General features: G+C 64.0%; 13 protein-coding genes. 7 read left to right on the forward strand and 6 right to left on the reverse strand.

Going from position 1 to position 17,774, the window contains the following annotated elements:
• Nucleotides 1–65: 65 nt before the first annotated feature.
• The gene (locus CXP40_RS10175; protein ID WP_106733610.1) at nt 66–452 is read right to left on the reverse strand and encodes a PaaI family thioesterase; all 387 of its coding nucleotides are present in this window, start codon (nt 450–452) and stop codon (nt 66–68) included.
• Nucleotides 449–2,776 (reverse strand): Tex family protein, encoded by a 2,328-nt coding sequence (locus tag CXP40_RS10180; RefSeq protein WP_106733611.1) that lies wholly within the window; start codon nt 2,774–2,776, stop codon nt 449–451. Before CXP40_RS10180 ends, CXP40_RS10175 begins: the two co-directional genes overlap by 4 nt.
• A gap of 201 nt (nt 2,777–2,977) precedes the next feature.
• Here CXP40_RS10180 and ompR point away from each other — a divergent pair, with 201 nt between their 5' ends.
• The 3 genes from ompR (at nt 2,978) to CXP40_RS10195 (ending at nt 8,972) form a co-directional block, all read left to right on the forward strand.
• On the forward strand, nt 2,978–3,715 hold the full coding sequence (gene ompR, locus CXP40_RS10185; RefSeq protein WP_106733612.1) for a two-component system response regulator OmpR: 738 nt from the start codon (nt 2,978–2,980) through the stop codon (nt 3,713–3,715).
• A 76-nt stretch (nt 3,716–3,791) separates the two neighbouring features.
• Nucleotides 3,792–5,108, forward strand: a complete 1,317-nt coding sequence (locus CXP40_RS10190) for an ATP-binding protein (protein WP_106733613.1) — start codon at nt 3,792–3,794, stop codon at nt 5,106–5,108.
• 102 nt (nt 5,109–5,210) lie between these two features.
• On the forward strand, nt 5,211–8,972 hold the full coding sequence (locus tag CXP40_RS10195) for an EAL domain-containing protein (protein WP_106733798.1): 3,762 nt from the start codon (nt 5,211–5,213) through the stop codon (nt 8,970–8,972).
• A gap of 5 nt (nt 8,973–8,977) precedes the next feature.
• Here CXP40_RS10195 and CXP40_RS10200 read toward each other — a convergent pair whose 3' ends face one another.
• From CXP40_RS10200 to CXP40_RS10210, 3 genes are read right to left on the reverse strand one after another with little or no spacing between them, the layout of a single operon-like run.
• Nucleotides 8,978–9,874: an LD-carboxypeptidase gene (locus CXP40_RS10200; RefSeq protein WP_106733614.1), complete on the reverse strand. Its 897-nt coding sequence runs from the start codon at nt 9,872–9,874 to the stop codon at nt 8,978–8,980.
• The gene (gene rimK / locus CXP40_RS10205; protein WP_099522924.1) at nt 9,871–10,776 is read right to left on the reverse strand and encodes a 30S ribosomal protein S6--L-glutamate ligase; all 906 of its coding nucleotides are present in this window, start codon (nt 10,774–10,776) and stop codon (nt 9,871–9,873) included. The genes CXP40_RS10200 and rimK overlap by 4 nt, the downstream gene beginning before the upstream one ends.
• Nucleotides 10,773–11,210 (reverse strand): ATP-dependent zinc protease, encoded by a 438-nt coding sequence (locus tag CXP40_RS10210; RefSeq protein ID WP_166432384.1) that lies wholly within the window; start codon nt 11,208–11,210, stop codon nt 10,773–10,775. The genes rimK and CXP40_RS10210 overlap by 4 nt, the downstream gene beginning before the upstream one ends.
• A gap of 147 nt (nt 11,211–11,357) precedes the next feature.
• Between CXP40_RS10210 and CXP40_RS10215 the strand changes: the two genes are divergently transcribed.
• Entirely contained in the window at nt 11,358–11,786 is a 429-nt protein-coding gene (locus CXP40_RS10215; protein ID WP_106733615.1) for an RNA-binding S4 domain-containing protein, read from the forward strand.
• 84 nt (nt 11,787–11,870) lie between these two features.
• On the opposite strand, the gene CXP40_RS10220 is transcribed toward CXP40_RS10215, so the two are convergent.
• Complete coding sequence (locus CXP40_RS10220) at nt 11,871–12,665, reverse strand: phosphatase PAP2 family protein (protein ID WP_106733616.1); 795 nt, start codon at nt 12,663–12,665, stop codon at nt 11,871–11,873.
• Between the two features lie 216 nt (nt 12,666–12,881).
• On the opposite strand from CXP40_RS10220, the gene hslO reads away from it, so the two are divergent.
• The 3 genes from hslO to CXP40_RS10235 all read left to right on the forward strand — a co-directional run bounded on the left by hslO (nt 12,882) and on the right by CXP40_RS10235 (nt 17,642).
• Complete coding sequence (gene hslO, locus CXP40_RS10225) at nt 12,882–13,769, forward strand: Hsp33 family molecular chaperone HslO (protein WP_106733617.1); 888 nt, start codon at nt 12,882–12,884, stop codon at nt 13,767–13,769.
• Between the two features lie 157 nt (nt 13,770–13,926).
• Nucleotides 13,927–15,468 (forward strand): phosphoenolpyruvate carboxykinase, encoded by a 1,542-nt coding sequence (locus CXP40_RS10230; RefSeq protein WP_106733618.1) that lies wholly within the window; start codon nt 13,927–13,929, stop codon nt 15,466–15,468.
• A gap of 251 nt (nt 15,469–15,719) precedes the next feature.
• Nucleotides 15,720–17,642: an ATP-dependent DNA helicase RecQ gene (locus tag CXP40_RS10235; RefSeq protein ID WP_106733619.1), complete on the forward strand. Its 1,923-nt coding sequence runs from the start codon at nt 15,720–15,722 to the stop codon at nt 17,640–17,642.
• Nucleotides 17,643–17,774 lie beyond the last annotated feature (132 nt).

Below are 17,774 nucleotides of genomic sequence, written 5' to 3' on the forward strand. Positions count from 1 at the left end.
GATCGCCCCTGCACTCTGCAAGGGGCGAACGGTTTCCCAGATTAGACCAGCTCGAGCGGCGCCGATTACACGCAGGCGAAGGTGCCTTGTGCCTTGGCGACCAGCTTGTCGCCCTGCAGCACTTCGGCCTCGACCACCTGGGTACGGCGCCCGGCATGCAGCACCTTGGCATGGCACAGTACGCTGCCCTCGGACACCGGGCGGATGTAGTTGATCTTGCACTCCAGGGTCACGCTGCTCGGGCCGCCATCGCCCAGGCTATGGCTGGCCTGGCCCATGGCGGTGTCGATCAGCGAGAACAGTGCGCCGCCGTGCAATTTACCGTGCAGGTTGCGCAAGTCGTCGGTGAGGGTCAGGCGCACGCGCGCCTCGCCGCCGCCGACCTGGAGAATCTCCAGGCCCAGCAGGCGGGAAAAGGCGCTGCTGGCGCCCACGTTGTCGGTCGTACTCATTTCTTCAACTGCTTGGCGTTGGCGAACAGGGCGGCCATGCCGCCAGTGGCGGGTGCCGGTTTGTCCTGGCTGGAATGGCGCTCGCTACGTGGGGTATTGCCGCCACGGTTGCCACCGCGCGACTGGCCACCACGTGCGCCTTCGACTTTCTCTCCCGGGGTATCGCCCATGCGCATGGACAGGGCGATACGGTTACGCGGGATATCCACTTCCATCACCTTTACCTTGACCACGTCGCCGGCCTTAACCGCTTCGTGTGGGTCCTTGATGAACTTCTCCGACAGCGCGCTGATGTGCACCAGGCCGTCCTGGTGCACGCCGATGTCGACGAAGGCGCCGAAGTTGGTGACGTTGGTCACCACGCCTTCGAGCACCATGCCCAGTTCGAGGTCCTTGAGGGTTTCCACACCTTCCTGGAACTCGGCGGTCTTGAACTCTGGGCGCGGGTCGCGGCCAGGCTTGTCCAGTTCCTTGAGGATGTCGCCGACGGTGACCAGGCCAAAGCGCTCATCGGTGAACTTGGCCGGATCAAGGCGCTTGAGGAAGCCCGAATCGCCGATCAGCGAGCGGATATCGCGCTCGGTACCAGCGGCGATGCGCTCGACCAACGGATAGGTTTCCGGGTGCACGGCAGAGGCGTCCAGCGGGTTGTCGCCGTTCATCACGCGGAGGAAGCCGGCAGCCTGTTCGAAGGTCTTCTCGCCCAGGCGCGGTACCTGCTTGAGTGCTGCGCGGCTGGCGAAGGCGCCGTTGGCATCGCGGTACTGCACGATGTTCTGCGCCAGGGTCGTGTTGAGGCCGGAAATGCGCGCCAGCAGGGCAGCGGAGGCTGTGTTCACATCGACGCCGACGGCGTTCACGCAGTCCTCGACTACGGCGTCCAGGCTACGCGCCAGCTTGAGCTGCGACACGTCGTGCTGGTATTGGCCGACGCCAATGGATTTCGGGTCGATCTTCACCAGTTCGGCCAGCGGGTCCTGCAGGCGGCGGGCGATGGACACCGCACCACGCAGCGACACGTCGAGATCGGGGAATTCGCGGGCGGCCAGTTCCGAGGCCGAATACACCGAGGCGCCGGCCTCGGAGACCATCACCTTGGTCAGCTTCAGGCCCGGCACCTTCTTGATCAGCTCTGCAGCCAGCTTGTCGGTCTCGCGGCTGGCGGTGCCGTTGCCGATGGAGATCAGGTCGACGCCATGCTTGGCGCAGAGTTTGGCGAGGATGGCCAGGGTGCCGTCCCAGTCGTTGCGTGGCGCGTGCGGATAGACAGTAGCGGTTTCCAGCACCTTGCCGGTGGCGTCGACCACCGCCACCTTGCAGCCGGTGCGCAGGCCCGGGTCAAGCGCCAGGGTGGCACGTGGGCCAGCCGGGGCCGCCAGCAGCAGATCGTGCAGGTTACGGGCGAATACGGCAATCGCCTCGTCCTCGGCCTTCTCGCGCAGCTCGCCGAGCAGGTCGGTTTCCAGGTGGCTATAGAGCTTGACCTTCCAGGTCCAGCGCACCACTTCACCCAGCCACTTATCCGCCGGGCGGCCTTGCGCGCTGATACCGAAGCGCTCGCCGATCATCAGCTCGCATGGATGCAGGGTGCCGGGTAGCTCTTCGCCGACCTTCAGGCTGGAACTGAGAATGCCTTCGTTGCGTCCCCGGAAAATCGCCAGCGCGCGGTGCGACGGTACGCCCTTGAGCGCTTCGTCGTGTTCGAAGTAGTCGCTGAACTTGGCGCCTTCGTTTTCCTTGCCCGGCACCAGGCGAGCGCTGAGGGTGGCGTTGTCCTTGAGGAAGCTGCGCAGCTTGTCCAGTAGCGCGGCGTCTTCGGCGAAGCGCTCCATGAGGATGTACTTGGCACCTTCGAGCACGGCCTTGACGTCGGCGAAGCCCTTTTCGGCGTCGATGAAACGCTCGGCTTCCTGCTCGGGCGTCAGGCTCGGGTCGTTGAACAGTGCATCGGCCAGCTCGCCGAGGCCGGCTTCCAGGGCGATCTGGCCCTTGGTGCGGCGCTTTTGCTTGTACGGCAGGTAGAGGTCTTCGAGGCGCGTCTTGGTGTCGGCCAGGTTGATCTCGCGCTTGAGTTCGGGGGTCAGCTTGCCCTGCTCCTCGATACTGGCGAGGATCGCCGCACGGCGTTCGTCCAGCTCGCGCAGGTAGCGCAGGCGCTCTTCCAGGTGGCGCAGTTGGGTATCGTCGAGGCTGCCGGTCACTTCTTTACGATAACGGGCGATGAAGGGCACGGTGGAGCCTTCGTCGAGCAGGGCCACGGCGGCGGCAACCTGTTGCGGGCGCACGCCCAGTTCATCGGCGATACGGTTGTTGATGCTATCCATATGAAAACTACCCACTGAAGCGACAGGGCGGCCGCAAAGACGCTGGCCAGACACGAAAGCGGCGCATTATAAACACCGCATTCGCGAGAGCTGCGAACCGTTGGGGAAAAATCTGCTAACAATGGCTAAAGCGCCCACCCATGCGCCTGAGCGATAATGCCGCCACTTGCCGTCCTCAGTACGGCTGTCCAAGGAGACGCCATGACCCAGTCCGCTGCCCCTGTCGCCGAAGGCGAGAAGATCCTCATCGTCGATGACGACGCCCGCCTGCGCCGCTTGCTCGAGCGCTTCTTCGATGAGCAGGGCTACCGGGTTCGCGCAGTGGAGAACGTCGAGCAGATGGATCGTCTGCTGGCGCGCGAACTGTTCAATCTGGTGGTGCTGGACCTGATGTTGCCGGGCGAAGACGGCCTTTCTGCTTGCCGCCGCTTGCGCGAAGCAGGCAACCAGATGCCGATCATCATGCTCACCGCCAAGGGCGATGAGTCCAGTCGTATCCAGGGTCTGGAACTGGGTGCTGACGATTACCTGGCCAAACCCTTCAACCCGCGTGAGCTGCTGGCGCGGATCAAGGCGGTGCTGCGCCGTCAGGCACCGGTGGTGCCGGGTGCGCCGGGCAGCGAGGACGAGAGCGTCAGCTTCGGCGAGTACGAATTGTCCCTGGCCACCCGCGAGCTGAAGAAGGGTGAGGAAGTGCATATGCTCACCACCGGCGAGTTCGCCGTGCTCAAGGCGCTGGTGCAGCATGCGCGCGAGCCGCTGACCCGCGACAAGCTGATGAACCTGGCCCGTGGCCGCGAATGGGATGCGCTGGAGCGCTCCATCGACGTGCAGATCAGCCGCCTGCGTCGCCTGATCGAGCCGGACCCGTCCAAGCCGCGCTATATCCAGACTGTCTGGGGTGTGGGTTACGTGTTCGTTCCCGACGGCAACAAGTGACCTGTAGGAGCGAGCGCCGCTCGCGAATCGAAGCCACATTTTCGCGAGCAGCGCTCGCTCCTCCGGTTACGTGTTGATGAAAGCCCCTTACTGGTTCCCGCAAAGCTTCTTCGCCCGCACCTTGTGGCTGGTGCTGGTGGTCGTGCTGTTCTCCAAGGCACTGACCCTGGTGTACCTGATGATGAACGAGGATGTACTGGTCGACCGCCAGTACAGCCACGGTGCGGCGCTGACCTTGCGCGCCTACTGGGCAGCCAACCCCGATGATCGCGACCATATCGCCCAGGCCGCCGGGCTCAAACGCATCCCGCGGGACAAGGTGCCGGCCAGCGAGCAGCACTGGCCCTACAGCGAGATCTTCCAGCGGCAGATGCAAACCGAGCTGGGCCCCGATACCGAAACCCATGTGCGTGCCACCACGCCGCCGGCGCTGTGGGTGCACGCGCCGAGCCTCGGCGACGGCTGGGTACGGGTACCGATGTATCCGCATCCGCTGCGTGGCCAACGTATCTGGAGCGTACTTGGCTGGTTCCTCGGTATCGGCCTGCTGTCCACGGCTGCGGCCTGGATCTTCGTGCGCCAGCTCAATGCGCCGCTCAAGCGCCTGGTCTATGCCGCTCGCCAGCTTGGTCAGGGGCGCAGCGTGCGCCTGCCGGTGGGTGATACGCCAAGCGAGATGACCGAGGTGTACCGCGCTTTCAACCAAATGGCCGAGGACGTCGAACAGGCCGGGCGCGAACGCGAACTGATGCTGGCCGGTGTTTCTCATGATCTGCGCACGCCGCTGACTCGCCTGCGGCTGGCCCTGGAGTTCATGGATAACGACACCGAGCTGACCGACGACATGGTGCGCGATATCGAGGACATGGATGCCATTCTCGATCAGTTCCTCGCCTTTATCCGCGACGGCCGCGACGAGCCGGTGGAGGAGCTGGACTTCTCCGAACTGGTGCGCGAAACCCTGGCGCCCTACAACCAGAATGGCGAGCGCGTGCGTTTGTGCCTCGAGCCGATCCCGCCGTTCCCGCTGCGCCGCGTTTCGACCAAGCGGCTGCTGACCAATCTGGTGGAGAACGCTCTCAATCACGGCGGTGGTGATGCCGTCGAGGTGGTCGCCAGCCTGGCCGGCGACCACAACGCGCCTTATGTGGTGCTGAGCGTGCTGGACCGTGGCAACGGTATCGATCCGGCCGAGCTGGACAGTATCTTCAACCCCTTCATTCGCGGTGATCGGGCGCGTGGTGGGCGCGGCACCGGCCTGGGTCTGGCCATCGTCAAGCGCATCGCGGCGCTGCATGGTGGTAGCGTCGAGCTGCGCAACCGCTCCGGCGGCGGCCTGGAGGCGCGGGTGCGCCTGCCGCTCGGCCTGCTGCTACCGCGCGACGCGGTGTAGCAGACGACCGACCGTCCTGGCGGCGGTCTGTGTGCTGGCAATATGCTGCCAAGCGCTCTGGCGCTGGGCTATGCTGTGCCAGCGTATCAACTCGAGGCCTGCATGCCCGCCGCCTTCCCCGACCGCTTGCCCAGCTGGACCTGGTGGCTGCCGCTGCCGATTTTCCATCTGGCAACCTGGATTTCCCTGGCGACCCGCCTGAATGACGGGGTGGCGTTGTGTTACCTGCCCATGGTGCTCGGCCTTGCCATGTGCCTGTGGTGGGGCCCGCGGGTGCTGCCTGCGTTGTACCTCAATGCTCTGTTCTGCGTGCCGTTATGGGGCCTGCCCTGGCAGTTGGCGCCGCTCTATGCCTTGCCGGAAACCGCCGCCGTCGCGCTGGGCTGGTGGCTGTTGCGACGTCAGCCTTTCGACCCCGCCCTGGGGCGCTTGAGTGATCTGCTCCGATTCCTCGCCTTCGCTGTGTTGATGCCGAGCACGCTGGTGGCGCTCGGCTTGCAGAGCAACCTGTGGCTGACTGGTTTCCAGACCAGCGAGCAGTGGGCGCAGGCCAGTTTGTCGGTCTGGTTGGGCGATACCATCAATATGCTCGCGTTGACGGCGCCCCTGCTGGCGTTCTGTACCCCACTGCTGCGCGCCCGCGGCTGGACCCACGCGCCGGTGGACAATGCCGCGCCAACGCTGAACATCAGTCGCTCGCCAACTGGCTGGTTGTTGGCCACTGGGGTGTTTCTGGTACTGATGCTGCTCAGCACCAGCCTACCGGCTCAGTTCGCTCTGCCGCTGCTTGGTCTGAGCATGCTGGTCCTGGCGCTACGACACGCCTTTGCTGGTGCTCTGTATGGCGTGCTGCTGGTGTACGCCGCGACTCTGCCGCTACCGCTGCTCCGCGACAGCCTGAGTTTCGGCGAGCTGGATCTGCAGCGTAACCAGCTGCACTTCGCGGTGGTGCTGCTGATGGGGGCTACCTTGCTGGTGGGCCGTGTGCTCGGCGACCTGCGTCAGGCGCTGGCGCGCAGCGCGCAGATGCAGCAGCAACTGGCCCGCGCCAACCTGGCGATAGAGGCCAGCCCGTTGGGCGTGACCATCGCCGATGTGCGCCAGGAGGACATGCCATTGGTGTACTGCAATTCCGCATTCAGCCAGATAACCGGCTACAGCGCCGAGGAGGCGTTAGGGCGCAACTGCCGTTTCCTGCTCGGCCAGGACCGCGCCCAGCTGGAGTCGCAACCGTTGCGCCGTGCCTTGCGGGAGGGGCGCAGCGGCCATGCGGTGGTGCGTAACTATCGCAAGGATGGCAGGCCGTTCTGGAACGAAGTGGTGTTGGCGCCAATGCGTGACGATCAGGGCATCAGCCATTTCGTCGGGCTGCAACACGATGTCACCGAGCGCGTCGAACTGGCGGCCAAGGTCGAGCTGCAACGCTCGCAGTTACTGCGTCAGAGCCATCTGTTCAGCCAGACCGAAGACATCGCCAGCCTGGGTGGCTGGGTGCTGGAGATCAGCGACTACGGCATGTCCTGGAGCGATGGCTGCTATCGCATCGTCGACCGTGACATTCATCTTGGGCCGCCGAATCTCGAGCAGGCGCTGCATTACTTCGACGCGCCGAGCCAGACGCTGATCATGCAGACCCTGCAGGCAGCCTTGAGCGGGATGGATGATCTGGATATCGAGGTACGCCTGGCGGCGCGTCTGGGCGGACGCCTGGTGCGCCTGCGCGGCATGGTCGAGCGCGATGAAGACGGCACTCTGGTACGCATCTATGGCGTGGTGCAGGACATCAGTGAACGCAAGCGTGCCGAGTCGCAGCTGCGTGAGCGAGACGAGCGCCTGCGCCTGTTCTTCGAGGCGCCGCTGATCGGCATGGCGCTGACCACTCAGGATTTTGCCTGGGAAGAGGTCAACCAGAAGCTGTGCAGCATCCTCGGCCGCAGTCGTGACGAATTGCTCGCCAGCAGTTGGCGCCAGTTGTCGCACCCGGATGATCTGCCGGTCGAACAGGCCCATGTCGAGCAGGTGCTGCTGGGCAGCAGCGATGGCTTCGAAATGGACAAGCGCTTCCTGCGTGCCGATGGCCTGGTGGTCTTCACGCGTGTCAGCCTGCGCGCCGTACGTGGTAGCGGCCGGCAGACACTGTTCCTGCTGCTGGTCGAGGACATCAGTGCGCGGCGCGAAGCCGAGGCGCGCTATCGAACGCTGGTCGAGCATGCGCCCGAGGCGATCCTGCTGTTCAATCCTGAGGGGGGTATCGTCGAATGCAACGAGAACGCCTTGAGCCTGTTCCGCTATCGCCGCGATGAGCTACTCGGCAAGTCGATTCAGAGCATCAGCCCGGTGTGTCAGGCCGATGGTCGGCTGTCCTCCCGCGCTGGCAAGGCCTTCCTACGCCGCGCCATCGCCGGTGAAGCGCCGGTATTCGAATGGAACCATCGCGACAGCGCCGGTCGCCAGTTGCCCTGCGAGGTGCGCCTGGTACGCATGCCGGGGGAGAATCTGCTGATTCGCGCCAGCGTCACCGACATCTCCGAGCGCCAGCGCTATCAGCGCGAGATTGAGCGCCTGGCCTACAGCGACGAACTCACCGGCCTGCCCAATCGCCGGCTGCTGCTCGATCGCCTGCAGCACGCCATGGACCGGGAGAATCGCGAGGGCAGCCTGGGCGCGCTGTTGTTCATCGATCTGGATCATTTCAAGACGGTCAACGACAGCCTGGGCCATCTGGTTGGCGATGCCCTGCTGGTCGAAGTGACCACACGCCTGGCTGCCGAATTGCGTACTGAAGACACCCTGGCGCGCCTCGGTGGTGATGAGTTCGTGGTGCTGCTCGAAGCCCTGGGGCATGAGCCGCAAGTGGTTGCCGAGCAAGCTGCGGCAGTGGGAGAGAAATTGCTGCGTGGCCTGCAGGGCAGTTGTCTGATCGACGGTCATGAGCTGGCGATCAGCGCCAGTATCGGTATCGCCCTGCATCCACTGGGCCTGCAGCAGGCCTCGGACATTCTCAAACAGGCCGATACCGCCATGTACCGGGCCAAGCATGCCGGGCGCAACGCCCTGCATTTCTTCGCCCCGGAGATGCAGGTTGCCATCGACCAACGCCTGCAGTTGCAGAGCGAGCTGCGCCAGGCCATCGCGCGCCAGCAACTGCAGCTGGTGTTCCAGCCACAGCTGATGCTGGCTGACAACAGCGTGGCGGGCGCCGAGGTGTTGCTGCGCTGGATGCACCCGGAGCGCGGTGAGATCGGTCCGGATCAGTTCATCCCGCTGGCCGAGGAAACCGGGCTGATCCAGGACATTGGCCAGTGGGTGCTGGAGCAGGCCTGTGCGGCGCTGGCGCGCTGGCAGGCGCAATGGCCGCGACTGGTGCTGGCGGTCAATCTCAGCCCGCGTGAGCTGCGTCAGGCGGGCTGCGTGGAGCGAGTCGAGCAGTGCCTGCGCGCTCACGGTGTACCGGGGCAGTCGCTGGAGCTGGAAATCACCGAAGGCGTGCTGCTCGAAGACGTCGAGCGCTGCATCGGCAACATGCAGCAGCTCAAGGCGCAGGGCGTACGCTTCGCCATCGACGACTTCGGCACGGGCTACTCGTCGTTGACCTATCTCAAGCGTCTGCCGCTGGATCGGCTGAAGATCGACCGCAGTTTCGTCGCCGATCTGGACGGCGAGGCGAGCGGGCGCATGCTGGTGCAGACCATCCTGATGATCGCGCGCAACCTGGGCCTGCAATGCGTGGCCGAAGGGATCGAGCACGACAGCCAGCTGGCGCTGCTGCGCGAGCAGAACTGTACATTGGGGCAGGGCTATCTGTTTGGTCGGCCGATGGCCGAGGCCGAGTTTCTCGCCTGGATGCAGGTGCGTCAGCGCTGAGCGGGTTACCAGCTCAGGTTGCCGCCGCTCAAACGAGCACGCTGACCGTAGGGCCAAGGGTAGTTGACGTCACCGTGCCCGCTGGGCATATCGCCGTACAGTGGCACGCCCAGCGGCGCCAGGTACTCGCCGATGATCTGCTCCAGGCTGTGCTGCACGCCGCGTCGCGGGCAGTCGGTGAAACTGCCCAGACACACCGCGCGTGGTCTTTGCCCGGCGAAACTGTGCAGCAACTGCCAGAGACTGCGCTCGAGGCGGTAGTAGGGCTCGCCGACGTCTTCCAGGATCAGGATCGAATCCTCGGCCAGGCGCAGCTCGGCCGTCGTGCCGCAGACGCTGGCCAGGGCCGTGAGATTGCCGCCCTGCAAGGTGCCCTCGACGACATGTTGTGGACCACTGATATGGCGTAGCGGCAACTGCCGGTGCTGGCCTTTGAGCAGGCTCCATAGCGCCTGCATCGAAGCCAGGCGCTCACGCTGGCCGCCCGGCGCCGACAGCACCTGATGGCCGAGCGCCGTAGCCACGGGACCATGAATGGCTGGCAGCCCCCGTTGCGCAAAGGCTTCGAGCAGAATCGACAGATCGGAGAAGCCGATCAGCGGCCGTGGGCTGGCCTGGCTTAGCAGCGCCCAGTCGATATCCGCCACCAATTGTGCGCAGCCGTAGCCGCCACGCAGGCACCAGACGGAGCTGATATCCGCCAGGGTGAAGGCCTGGTGCAGGTCGTCCAGGCGTTGCTCCGGCGTGCCCGCCAGGTAACGATGGCGGGCGCGCACGTGCTGGCCCAGGTGATAGCGCACGCCGAGCACGTCGAGCTGCGCCAGGGTCGCTTCCAGTACGTCTTCGGCAATCGCCGCCGCGGGGGCGATCAGCGCCAGGCGGCCGTCGAACACTTGGCTCATCCGCGCCCTCGGGTGCGGGTCTGGCCGGGTTCGGCATTCTTTTCCAGGTATTGGATGATCATGCCGGCGACATCCTTGCCGGTGGTGGTCTCGATACCTTCCAGGCCTGGTGAGGAGTTCACCTCCATCACCAGCGGGCCATGGTTGGAGCGCAGGATGTCGACACCGGCGACGTTGAGGCCCATGACCTTGGCCGCGCGCACTGCCGTCATGCGCTCCTCCGGGGTGATCTTGATCAGGCTGGCGCTGCCGCCGCGGTGCAGGTTGGAGCGAAACTCGCCAGCCTTGGCCTGGCGCTTCATCGCGGCAATCACCTTGTCACCGACCACGAAGCAGCGAATGTCGGCGCCGCCGGCTTCCTGGATGTATTCCTGGACCATGATGTCCTGCTTGAGGCCGAGGAAGGCCTCGATCACCGACTCGGCCGCCTTGTGCGTTTCGGCCAGCACCACGCCCATGCCCTGGGTACCTTCCAGCACCTTGATCACCAGCGGGGCGCCACCCACCATCTGGATCAGATCGGGAATGTCGTCGGGGGAGTGGGCGAAGCCGGTCACCGGCAGGCCGATGCCCTTGCGCGACAGCAGTTGCAGGGCGCGCAGCTTGTCGCGCGAACGGCTGATAGCCACCGACTCGTTGAGCGGGTAGACGTCCATCATCTCGAACTGGCGCAGCACCGCGCAGCCATAGAAGGTCACCGAGGCGCCGATACGCGGGATCACTGCGTCGAAGCCGTCCATGGCCTGGCCGCGATAGTGGATCTGCGGTTTGTGGCTGGCTATGTTCATGTAGGCGCGCAGGGTGTCGATCACCACCATTTCATGGCCCCGCTGCTGGCCGGCCTCCACCAGACGGCGGGTGGAATACAGGCGCGGGTTGCGCGACAGCACGGCGATCTTCATTGGGCACCTGGAAGGGCAGAGGAAAGTGAGGGTTTGTCCTGCACATAGCTGAGTGCCGGATTGACCACCAGTTGGCCGGTGATCAGCGCCTTGGAGCCAAGTAGTACGCGATAACGCATGGTCTTGCGACAGGCCAGGGTGAATTCCACCGGCCACAGCAGATCACCGAGGGCCAGGTGGGTGCGGATCACATAGCGGCTCTGCGCCTGGCCATTGGAACTCTTGATACGTTTGACCGACACCAGCGGCGCCTCGCAACGGTGGCGGCGCTGCACCTGAGTGCCGAGGTAGGCAGTGAAGCGTACCCAGTCCTCGCCGTCACGTTGGAACGGCTGGATATCGCTGGCATGCAGGCTCGAGGTGCTGGCACCGGTGTCGATCTTGGCGCGCAGGCCGATGATGCCGAGCTCAGGCAGATTGATCCACTCACGCAGGCCGATCACGCTGAGCTGGTCGAAAGTCTTCAAGGTGAGAGTGTCCCCTGCGGCCGACAACGCCTATGATTCCGCGCATTCTAGTTGTGTCGTGTGACAACTGCATCTGCCATGCGTGCGAATAGCAGAACCCTTTCAGAGAGTGAGATGAACGAAAAAGACGACGACAAGATCCGCCTGGACAAATGGCTGTGGGCGGCACGCTTCTTCAAGACGCGCGCCCTGTGCAAGGCGGCTATAGAAGGTGGCAAGGTCCATCATCGTGGCGAGCGCTGCAAGCCGGGCAAGGAGCCGAAGATCGGTGATGAGTACGTGCTGCGCACCGGCTTCGATGAGCGCACCGTGGTCGTGCTGGCATTATCCAGCGTCCGCCGTGGTGCGCCCGAGGCGCAACTGCTGTATCGCGAGACGGAAGAAAGTATCGCCCGCCGCGAGCAGGCCGCGGCCATGCGCAAAGCTGGCGCCGTGGGCATGCAGACCGATGGTCGACCGAGCAAGAAGCAACGCCGGCAGATCCATCAATTCAACGAGCAGCAGGAAGGTGGCCTGCGCCACCCCTGGGCGGATGAGGATTAGGCGCAAGCCTGTTGGAGCGAGCTCTGCTCGCGAATGCGAACGACGGTAAAGCTTCGCGAGCAGAGCTCGCTCCCACTTTCTCGTTCAGCGTCCGCTGACGATACTCATGCGGCCCAGCAGCGGCAGCTTGGCCAGGCGCGAGGTGATCGGCAGGGTGACCTTCTCCAGCCATTCGCTGGCGTGATAACCCAGCGGGGTGTAGCAGCTCCAGGCTAGGGCCAGCAGGCTGAGGAATACGCCGCCGACGAAGGCATCCGCCCCCCAGTGAGCACCGGCCACCAGGCGCGGCAGGATGCCGATCACGGTAATGGCCCAGACCAGCAGCAGACGCCAGCCGCGGGCAAAGAAACTCATGAAATAAGCCCAGATCAGTAGCACCGAGGCGTGGTCACCGGGGAAACTGCGGCTGGCGCTGTCCTTCAGGTCCCAGCGTTCTTCCCAGGCCGGGAACATCTCGGTCAGACGCGCGCTGCCTTCCACCACCAGCGATGGGCTGGCGTGCTGCCAGCCCATATATTCGACCAGGTCGGCGAACAGCACGCGCATCAGCAGCATCACGATCAGGGCGACCAGAAAGGCGAACAGCGCTCGGCGTACCTGCGGCCCGGTAAATACCAGATCGGCCTTGAGCATCACCGCCAGCATCACTACGCCGACACCAGCATCGACCGGGCGCATGCTACCGATGGCCCAGATATGGGCCCACAGGCCGCCGGCATGGACCGGGTCGTTGAGCAGTTTGAACAGCCACACATCGAAGACATTCCAAAGCTCGCGCGTGGGCTGCCACAGCCAACTGACGAGCAGCACGACGGCCACGACATGGCAGACCAGCATGGCGCGTGGTTGCCAGTGACGATTGATGAACGTGCTCGACATGGGAAATCCCTTTGCAGATTTATGACAGGCCTGACCTCAGGCGCGCGGATGATAGGCAGTGCTGGCGCCTAAACAAGGGCGGCAGCACAGTCGTTCAGCCAAGGTTCAGCGGCTGATTCCTGCTGTGTGAACACGCTCACATGACGTTCGGGCCTTGGTTGTGCTGGCGTTTGTGCATAAAATCGCCAGCCTTTTATAGACCCTGGGCCAGCCGCCATGAACGACTTCAGTCAACGCTTTCTCTTCGACGACACCGACGTGCGAGGCGAAATGGTCGCGTTGCGCGAAAGTTACGCTCATGTGCTGGCCAAGCACGCCTACCCGCAGCCAGTGGCGCAACTGCTCGGCGAGATGATGGCCGCCGCCGCCCTGCTGGTCGGTACTCTCAAATTCGACGGCTTGCTGGTGCTGCAGGCACGTTCGGAAGGCCCGCTGTCGCTGCTGATGGTGGAATGCTCGAGCGCTCGCGAGCTGCGCGGTATCGCCCGCTATGAAGCCGAGCAGATCGGCGCCGATGCCGACCTGCAAAGCCTGATGCCCAATGGCGTGTTGGCCATCACCATCGACCCGACCCGGGGCCAGCGCTACCAGGGTATCGTCGACCTTGAAGGGGTCGACCTGGCCGAGTGCCTGTCCAACTACTTCGCCAGCTCCGAACAGCTGCCGACCCGCTTCTGGCTCAAGGCCGACGGCCAGCGTGCGCGCGGCCTGCTGCTGCAGCAACTGCCGCCGCACCATCAGACCGAAGCGGAAGAGCGCGCCGAGAGCTGGAACCACGTACTGACCCTGGCCGACACCCTGACTGCCGAAGAGCTGCTGGGCCTGGACAACCCGACCCTGCTGCACCGCCTCTACCACGAAGAGAATGTGCGCCTGTTCGACGAACAGCCGTTGCAGTTCCGCTGCAGCTGCTCGCGTGAGCGCTCGGCCAGTGCCCTGGCCAGCCTCGGTCAGGCCGACGCCGAACTGCTGCTGGCCGAGCAGGGTGGCAGCGTGGTGATCGATTGCCAGTTCTGCAACGAGCGCTACGCCTTCGACGCCGCCGACATTGCTCAGCTGTTCGCCGGTGCCGGTAGCGAGGCGCCGTCGCAGACGCGGCATTGATGAACTTTTCTAAACGATAGCCGTTCTCTATCAGATCGGAGGCTGCCAAGCAGTTCGCTTTTCTGGCATACTCCCGCGACTTTTTTACCGTGTAGTGCAGTTGCCCCTGTACTACACAACGTTCGGAAGACTCGGCCAGTGGCCGACGGGGACCCTCATGACGCAAGCCAACAACGCCGTGTACACCGACATCAGCGCCGCGCAACTGGTCGAAGAAGCCATTCGCCGTGGTGAAGGGGAACTGGCCGCCAACGGCGCGCTGGTCGTACGTACTGGTCATCGCACTGGCCGCTCGCCGGCTGATCGTTTCATCGTTCAGGAGCCGAGCACCGAGGCGCAGATTGCCTGGGGCGCCATCAACCGTCCGTTCCCGGCCGAAAAGTTCGATGCCCTGTGGGATCGCGTCACCGCGTTCAACGCCGCTCAGGAGCACTTCGTCTCCCACGTTCACGTCGGTTCTGCCGAAGAGCACTACCTGCCGGTGAAGATGACCACCGCGACCGCCTGGCAGAACCTGTTCGGCCGTCAGCTGTTCATCAACCCGACTACTTATAACCAGGCTGGCAAGGCCGAGTGGCAGATCCTCAACGTCGCCAACTTCGAGTGCGTGCCCGAGCGTGACGGCACCAACTCCGATGGCTGCGTGATCATCAACTTCGCCGCCAAGAAAGTCCTGATCGCCGGCATGCGTTACGCCGGTGAAATGAAGAAAGCCATGTTCTCCGTGCAGAACTTCCTGCTGCCGGAAAAAGACGTGCTGCCGATGCACTGCGCTGCCAACATCGGTGAAGAAGGCGACGTCACCCTGTTCTTCGGTCTGTCCGGCACCGGCAAGACCACCCTGTCCGCCGACGAGTCGCGTTACCTGATCGGTGACGACGAGCACGGTTGGGGTGAAGGCGTGGTGTTCAACGTCGAAGGCGGCTGCTATGCCAAGTGCATCGACCTCTCCGAGAAGAACGAGCCGGTGATCTGGAAAGCCATCCAGTTCGGCACCGTGCTGGAAAACGTCGTGCTCGACGACAGCCGTACTCCGGATTACGCCGACGACAGCCTGACCCAGAACAGCCGCGCCGCCTACCCGCTGGAGTACGTCGAGAAGCGCAGCGAGAAAAACCTGGGCGGCGAGCCGAATGCCGTGATCTTCCTGACCTGCGACCTGACTGGCGTTCTGCCGCCGGTATCGATCCTCAACAACGAGCAGGCGGCCTACCACTTCCTGTCCGGCTACACCGCGCTGGTCGGTTCCACCGAAATGGGTTCGGGCGGCGGCATCAAGTCGACCTTCTCCACCTGCTTCGGCGCACCGTTCTTCCCGCGTCCGGCTGGCGTCTACGCTGAGCTGCTGATCAAGCGCATCAATGCCTTCGGCTCCAAGGTCTACCTGGTCAACACCGGCTGGACTGGCGGTGGCTACGGCGTCGGCAAACGCTTCAACATCCCCACCACTCGCGGCGTGATCGCGGCCATCCAGAGTGGCGCGCTGATCGGTGCCGAGACCGAGCACCTGCCGATCATCAACCTGGATGTGCCGAAGTCGGTACCGGGCGTCGAGACCAACCTGCTCAACCCGCGCAATACCTGGGCAGACAAGAACGCCTACGACGAAGCTGCCAAGGGCCTGGCCAAGCTGTTCATCGACAACTTCACCAAGTTCGATGTCAGCGACGCCATCAAGAACGCCGGTCCGCAGCTGTAAGCTGAGCCGTGTTCTCTGACAAAGCCGCCTTCGGGCGGCTTTGTCGTTTATGGCGTGGTGCCCGCGGAGCCCGGATGCAATCCGGGATGGCTGGTGACCCTTCCCGGATTTTATCCAGGCTATACACAGTGCCCGAGGTAGGGTGCGCCGTGCGCACCGGCTCTCAACGGGATTCTGTCTGTGCGCATGGCGCACCCTACCTAACCGCGTTATGGTCAGGGGCCATTCAGCGGTCAATGGAGTGACAGCGCATGTCTACCCTCAAACGTGTCTTCGGTTTCGATCAACTGCGTCCCGGCCAGGAAACGGTGATCAGCGCTGTGCTTGCCGGTCGTTCGGCGGCGGCGATCTTTCCTACCGGTTCGGGCAAGTCGCTGTGCTATCAGTTGCCGGCCTTGCATCTGCCACACCTAACCCTGGTGATTTCGCCGCTGCTTGCGCTGATGCAGGATCAGTTGGCGTTCCTGCATGCCCATGGCATTGCCGCGGCCAGTATCGATTCGGCGCAGAGCCGCGAGCAGGCGGCCGAGGTGATGAATCGCGCGCGCAGCGGCGAGCTGAAGATCCTGATGATCTCGGTGGAGCGCCTGAAGAACGAGCGTTTTCGCAATTTCATCGCTCAGGTGCCGATCTCCCTGCTGGTCGTAGACGAGGCGCACTGCATCTCCGAGTGGGGCCACAACTTCCGTCCGGACTACCTCAAGTTGCCCGACTATCAGCGCCAGTTCGGCATCAACCAGGTGCTGCTGCTGACCGCCACGGCGACGCCCAAGGTGATCGCAGATATGCGCGAGAAATTCGCCATTGCCGAGGCGGACGTGGTCACCACCGGTTTCTACCGACCCAACCTCAATCTGCTGGTCGAGCCGGTGCCCGGAGGTGCCAAGCAGCAGCGTCTGCAGCAATGGCTGGCGCCGCGACGTGGCCAGGCGAGCATCGTCTACGTCACCCAGCAGAAGACTGCCGAGCAGGTCGCCGAGCATCTGGCGCGCGACGGTCTGGCGGTCAGCGCTTACCACGCGGGTATGGCCCATGACGTACGTGAGTCGATCCAGCGCCGTTTCATGGCTGGCGAGCTGGAGTGCATCGTCGCCACCATCGCCTTCGGCATGGGCATCGACAAGCGTGATATCCGCAACGTGGTGCACTTCGACCTGCCCAAGTCGGTGGAGAACTACAGCCAGGAAATCGGCCGCGCCGGGCGTGACGGCCTGGCCTCGGACTGCCTGGTGCTTGCCAGCCGCGATGGTCTCAGCGTGTTGGAAAATTTCGTTTTTGGCGATACACCCGAGCTCAGCGGTATCCGCGCCGTGCTCGATGATTTGCGCGCGGTCGGCACGGGCGGGCAGTGGGAGCTGATGCTCGGGCAGCTGTCCGAGCTGAGCAATATTCGCGCATTGCCACTCAAGACCCTGCTGGTGCAGCTAGAACTGCGCGGCATCATCGCCCCGCGTTATGCCTACTTCGCGGAGTACCGCTTCAAGCTGCTGCTGGAAGATGACGTGCTGCTGGCCAAGTTCGAGGGCGAGCGCCGCCAGTTCGTCGAGGCGATTCTTGCCAGCTCACGGCGCGCGCGAACCTGGAGCACCCTGGATTTCGACGTGCTGTATCGCGACCACGGCGCCGAACGTGCGCGGGTGGTCAAGGCGCTGGATTACTTTCAGGAAAGGGGCTGGCTGGAGCTGGAGAGCAAGCAGATGACCGAGGTCTACGCCGTGCTCGATGGCGACTTCGATGTGGCAGCCCTGGCCAGCGATCTACACGCGCACTTCCGCGCCCACGAGGCCAGCGAAATCGCGCGTATCCAGGCCATGCTCGGTTTGTTCGAGAGCCGCGAATGCCTGAGCCGGCGCCTCGCCTTGTACTTTGGTGACGAACAGGCGCCCGAGCATTGCGGACATTGTTCGGTGTGCCGGGGTCAGGTCGCGACCTTGCCGCAGCCTCCGGAACTACCGCCCTTGAGCGGACGTGATGCCGAGGCGCTGTGCGCCGCCTTCATCGAGAAGCACCAGCAGCACGCCGGCTACAGGCCGAGCCAAGAATGTCTGACGCGTTTTCTCTGTGGCGTAACCACGCCCCTGCTCACCAAGCTCAAGGCACGGCAGCTGGCCGGCTTCGCCGCGCTGGAGGATTACCCCTACGCCGAGGTGCGCGATTGGTTGACGGGCCTGTAGGAGCGAGCTCTGCTCGCGAATATTGCTGCGGCAAAGGGCTTCGCGAGCAGAGCTTGCTCCTACAAAGGTAAGTCCCATAGCCCGGATGCAATCCAGGGAATACGGGTCGCGATGCCCCGGATTGCATCCGGG

This window comes from Pseudomonas sp. YY-1, from assembly GCF_002843095.1.
Lineage (GTDB): Bacteria > Pseudomonadota > Gammaproteobacteria > Pseudomonadales > Pseudomonadaceae > Aquipseudomonas > Aquipseudomonas sediminis_A.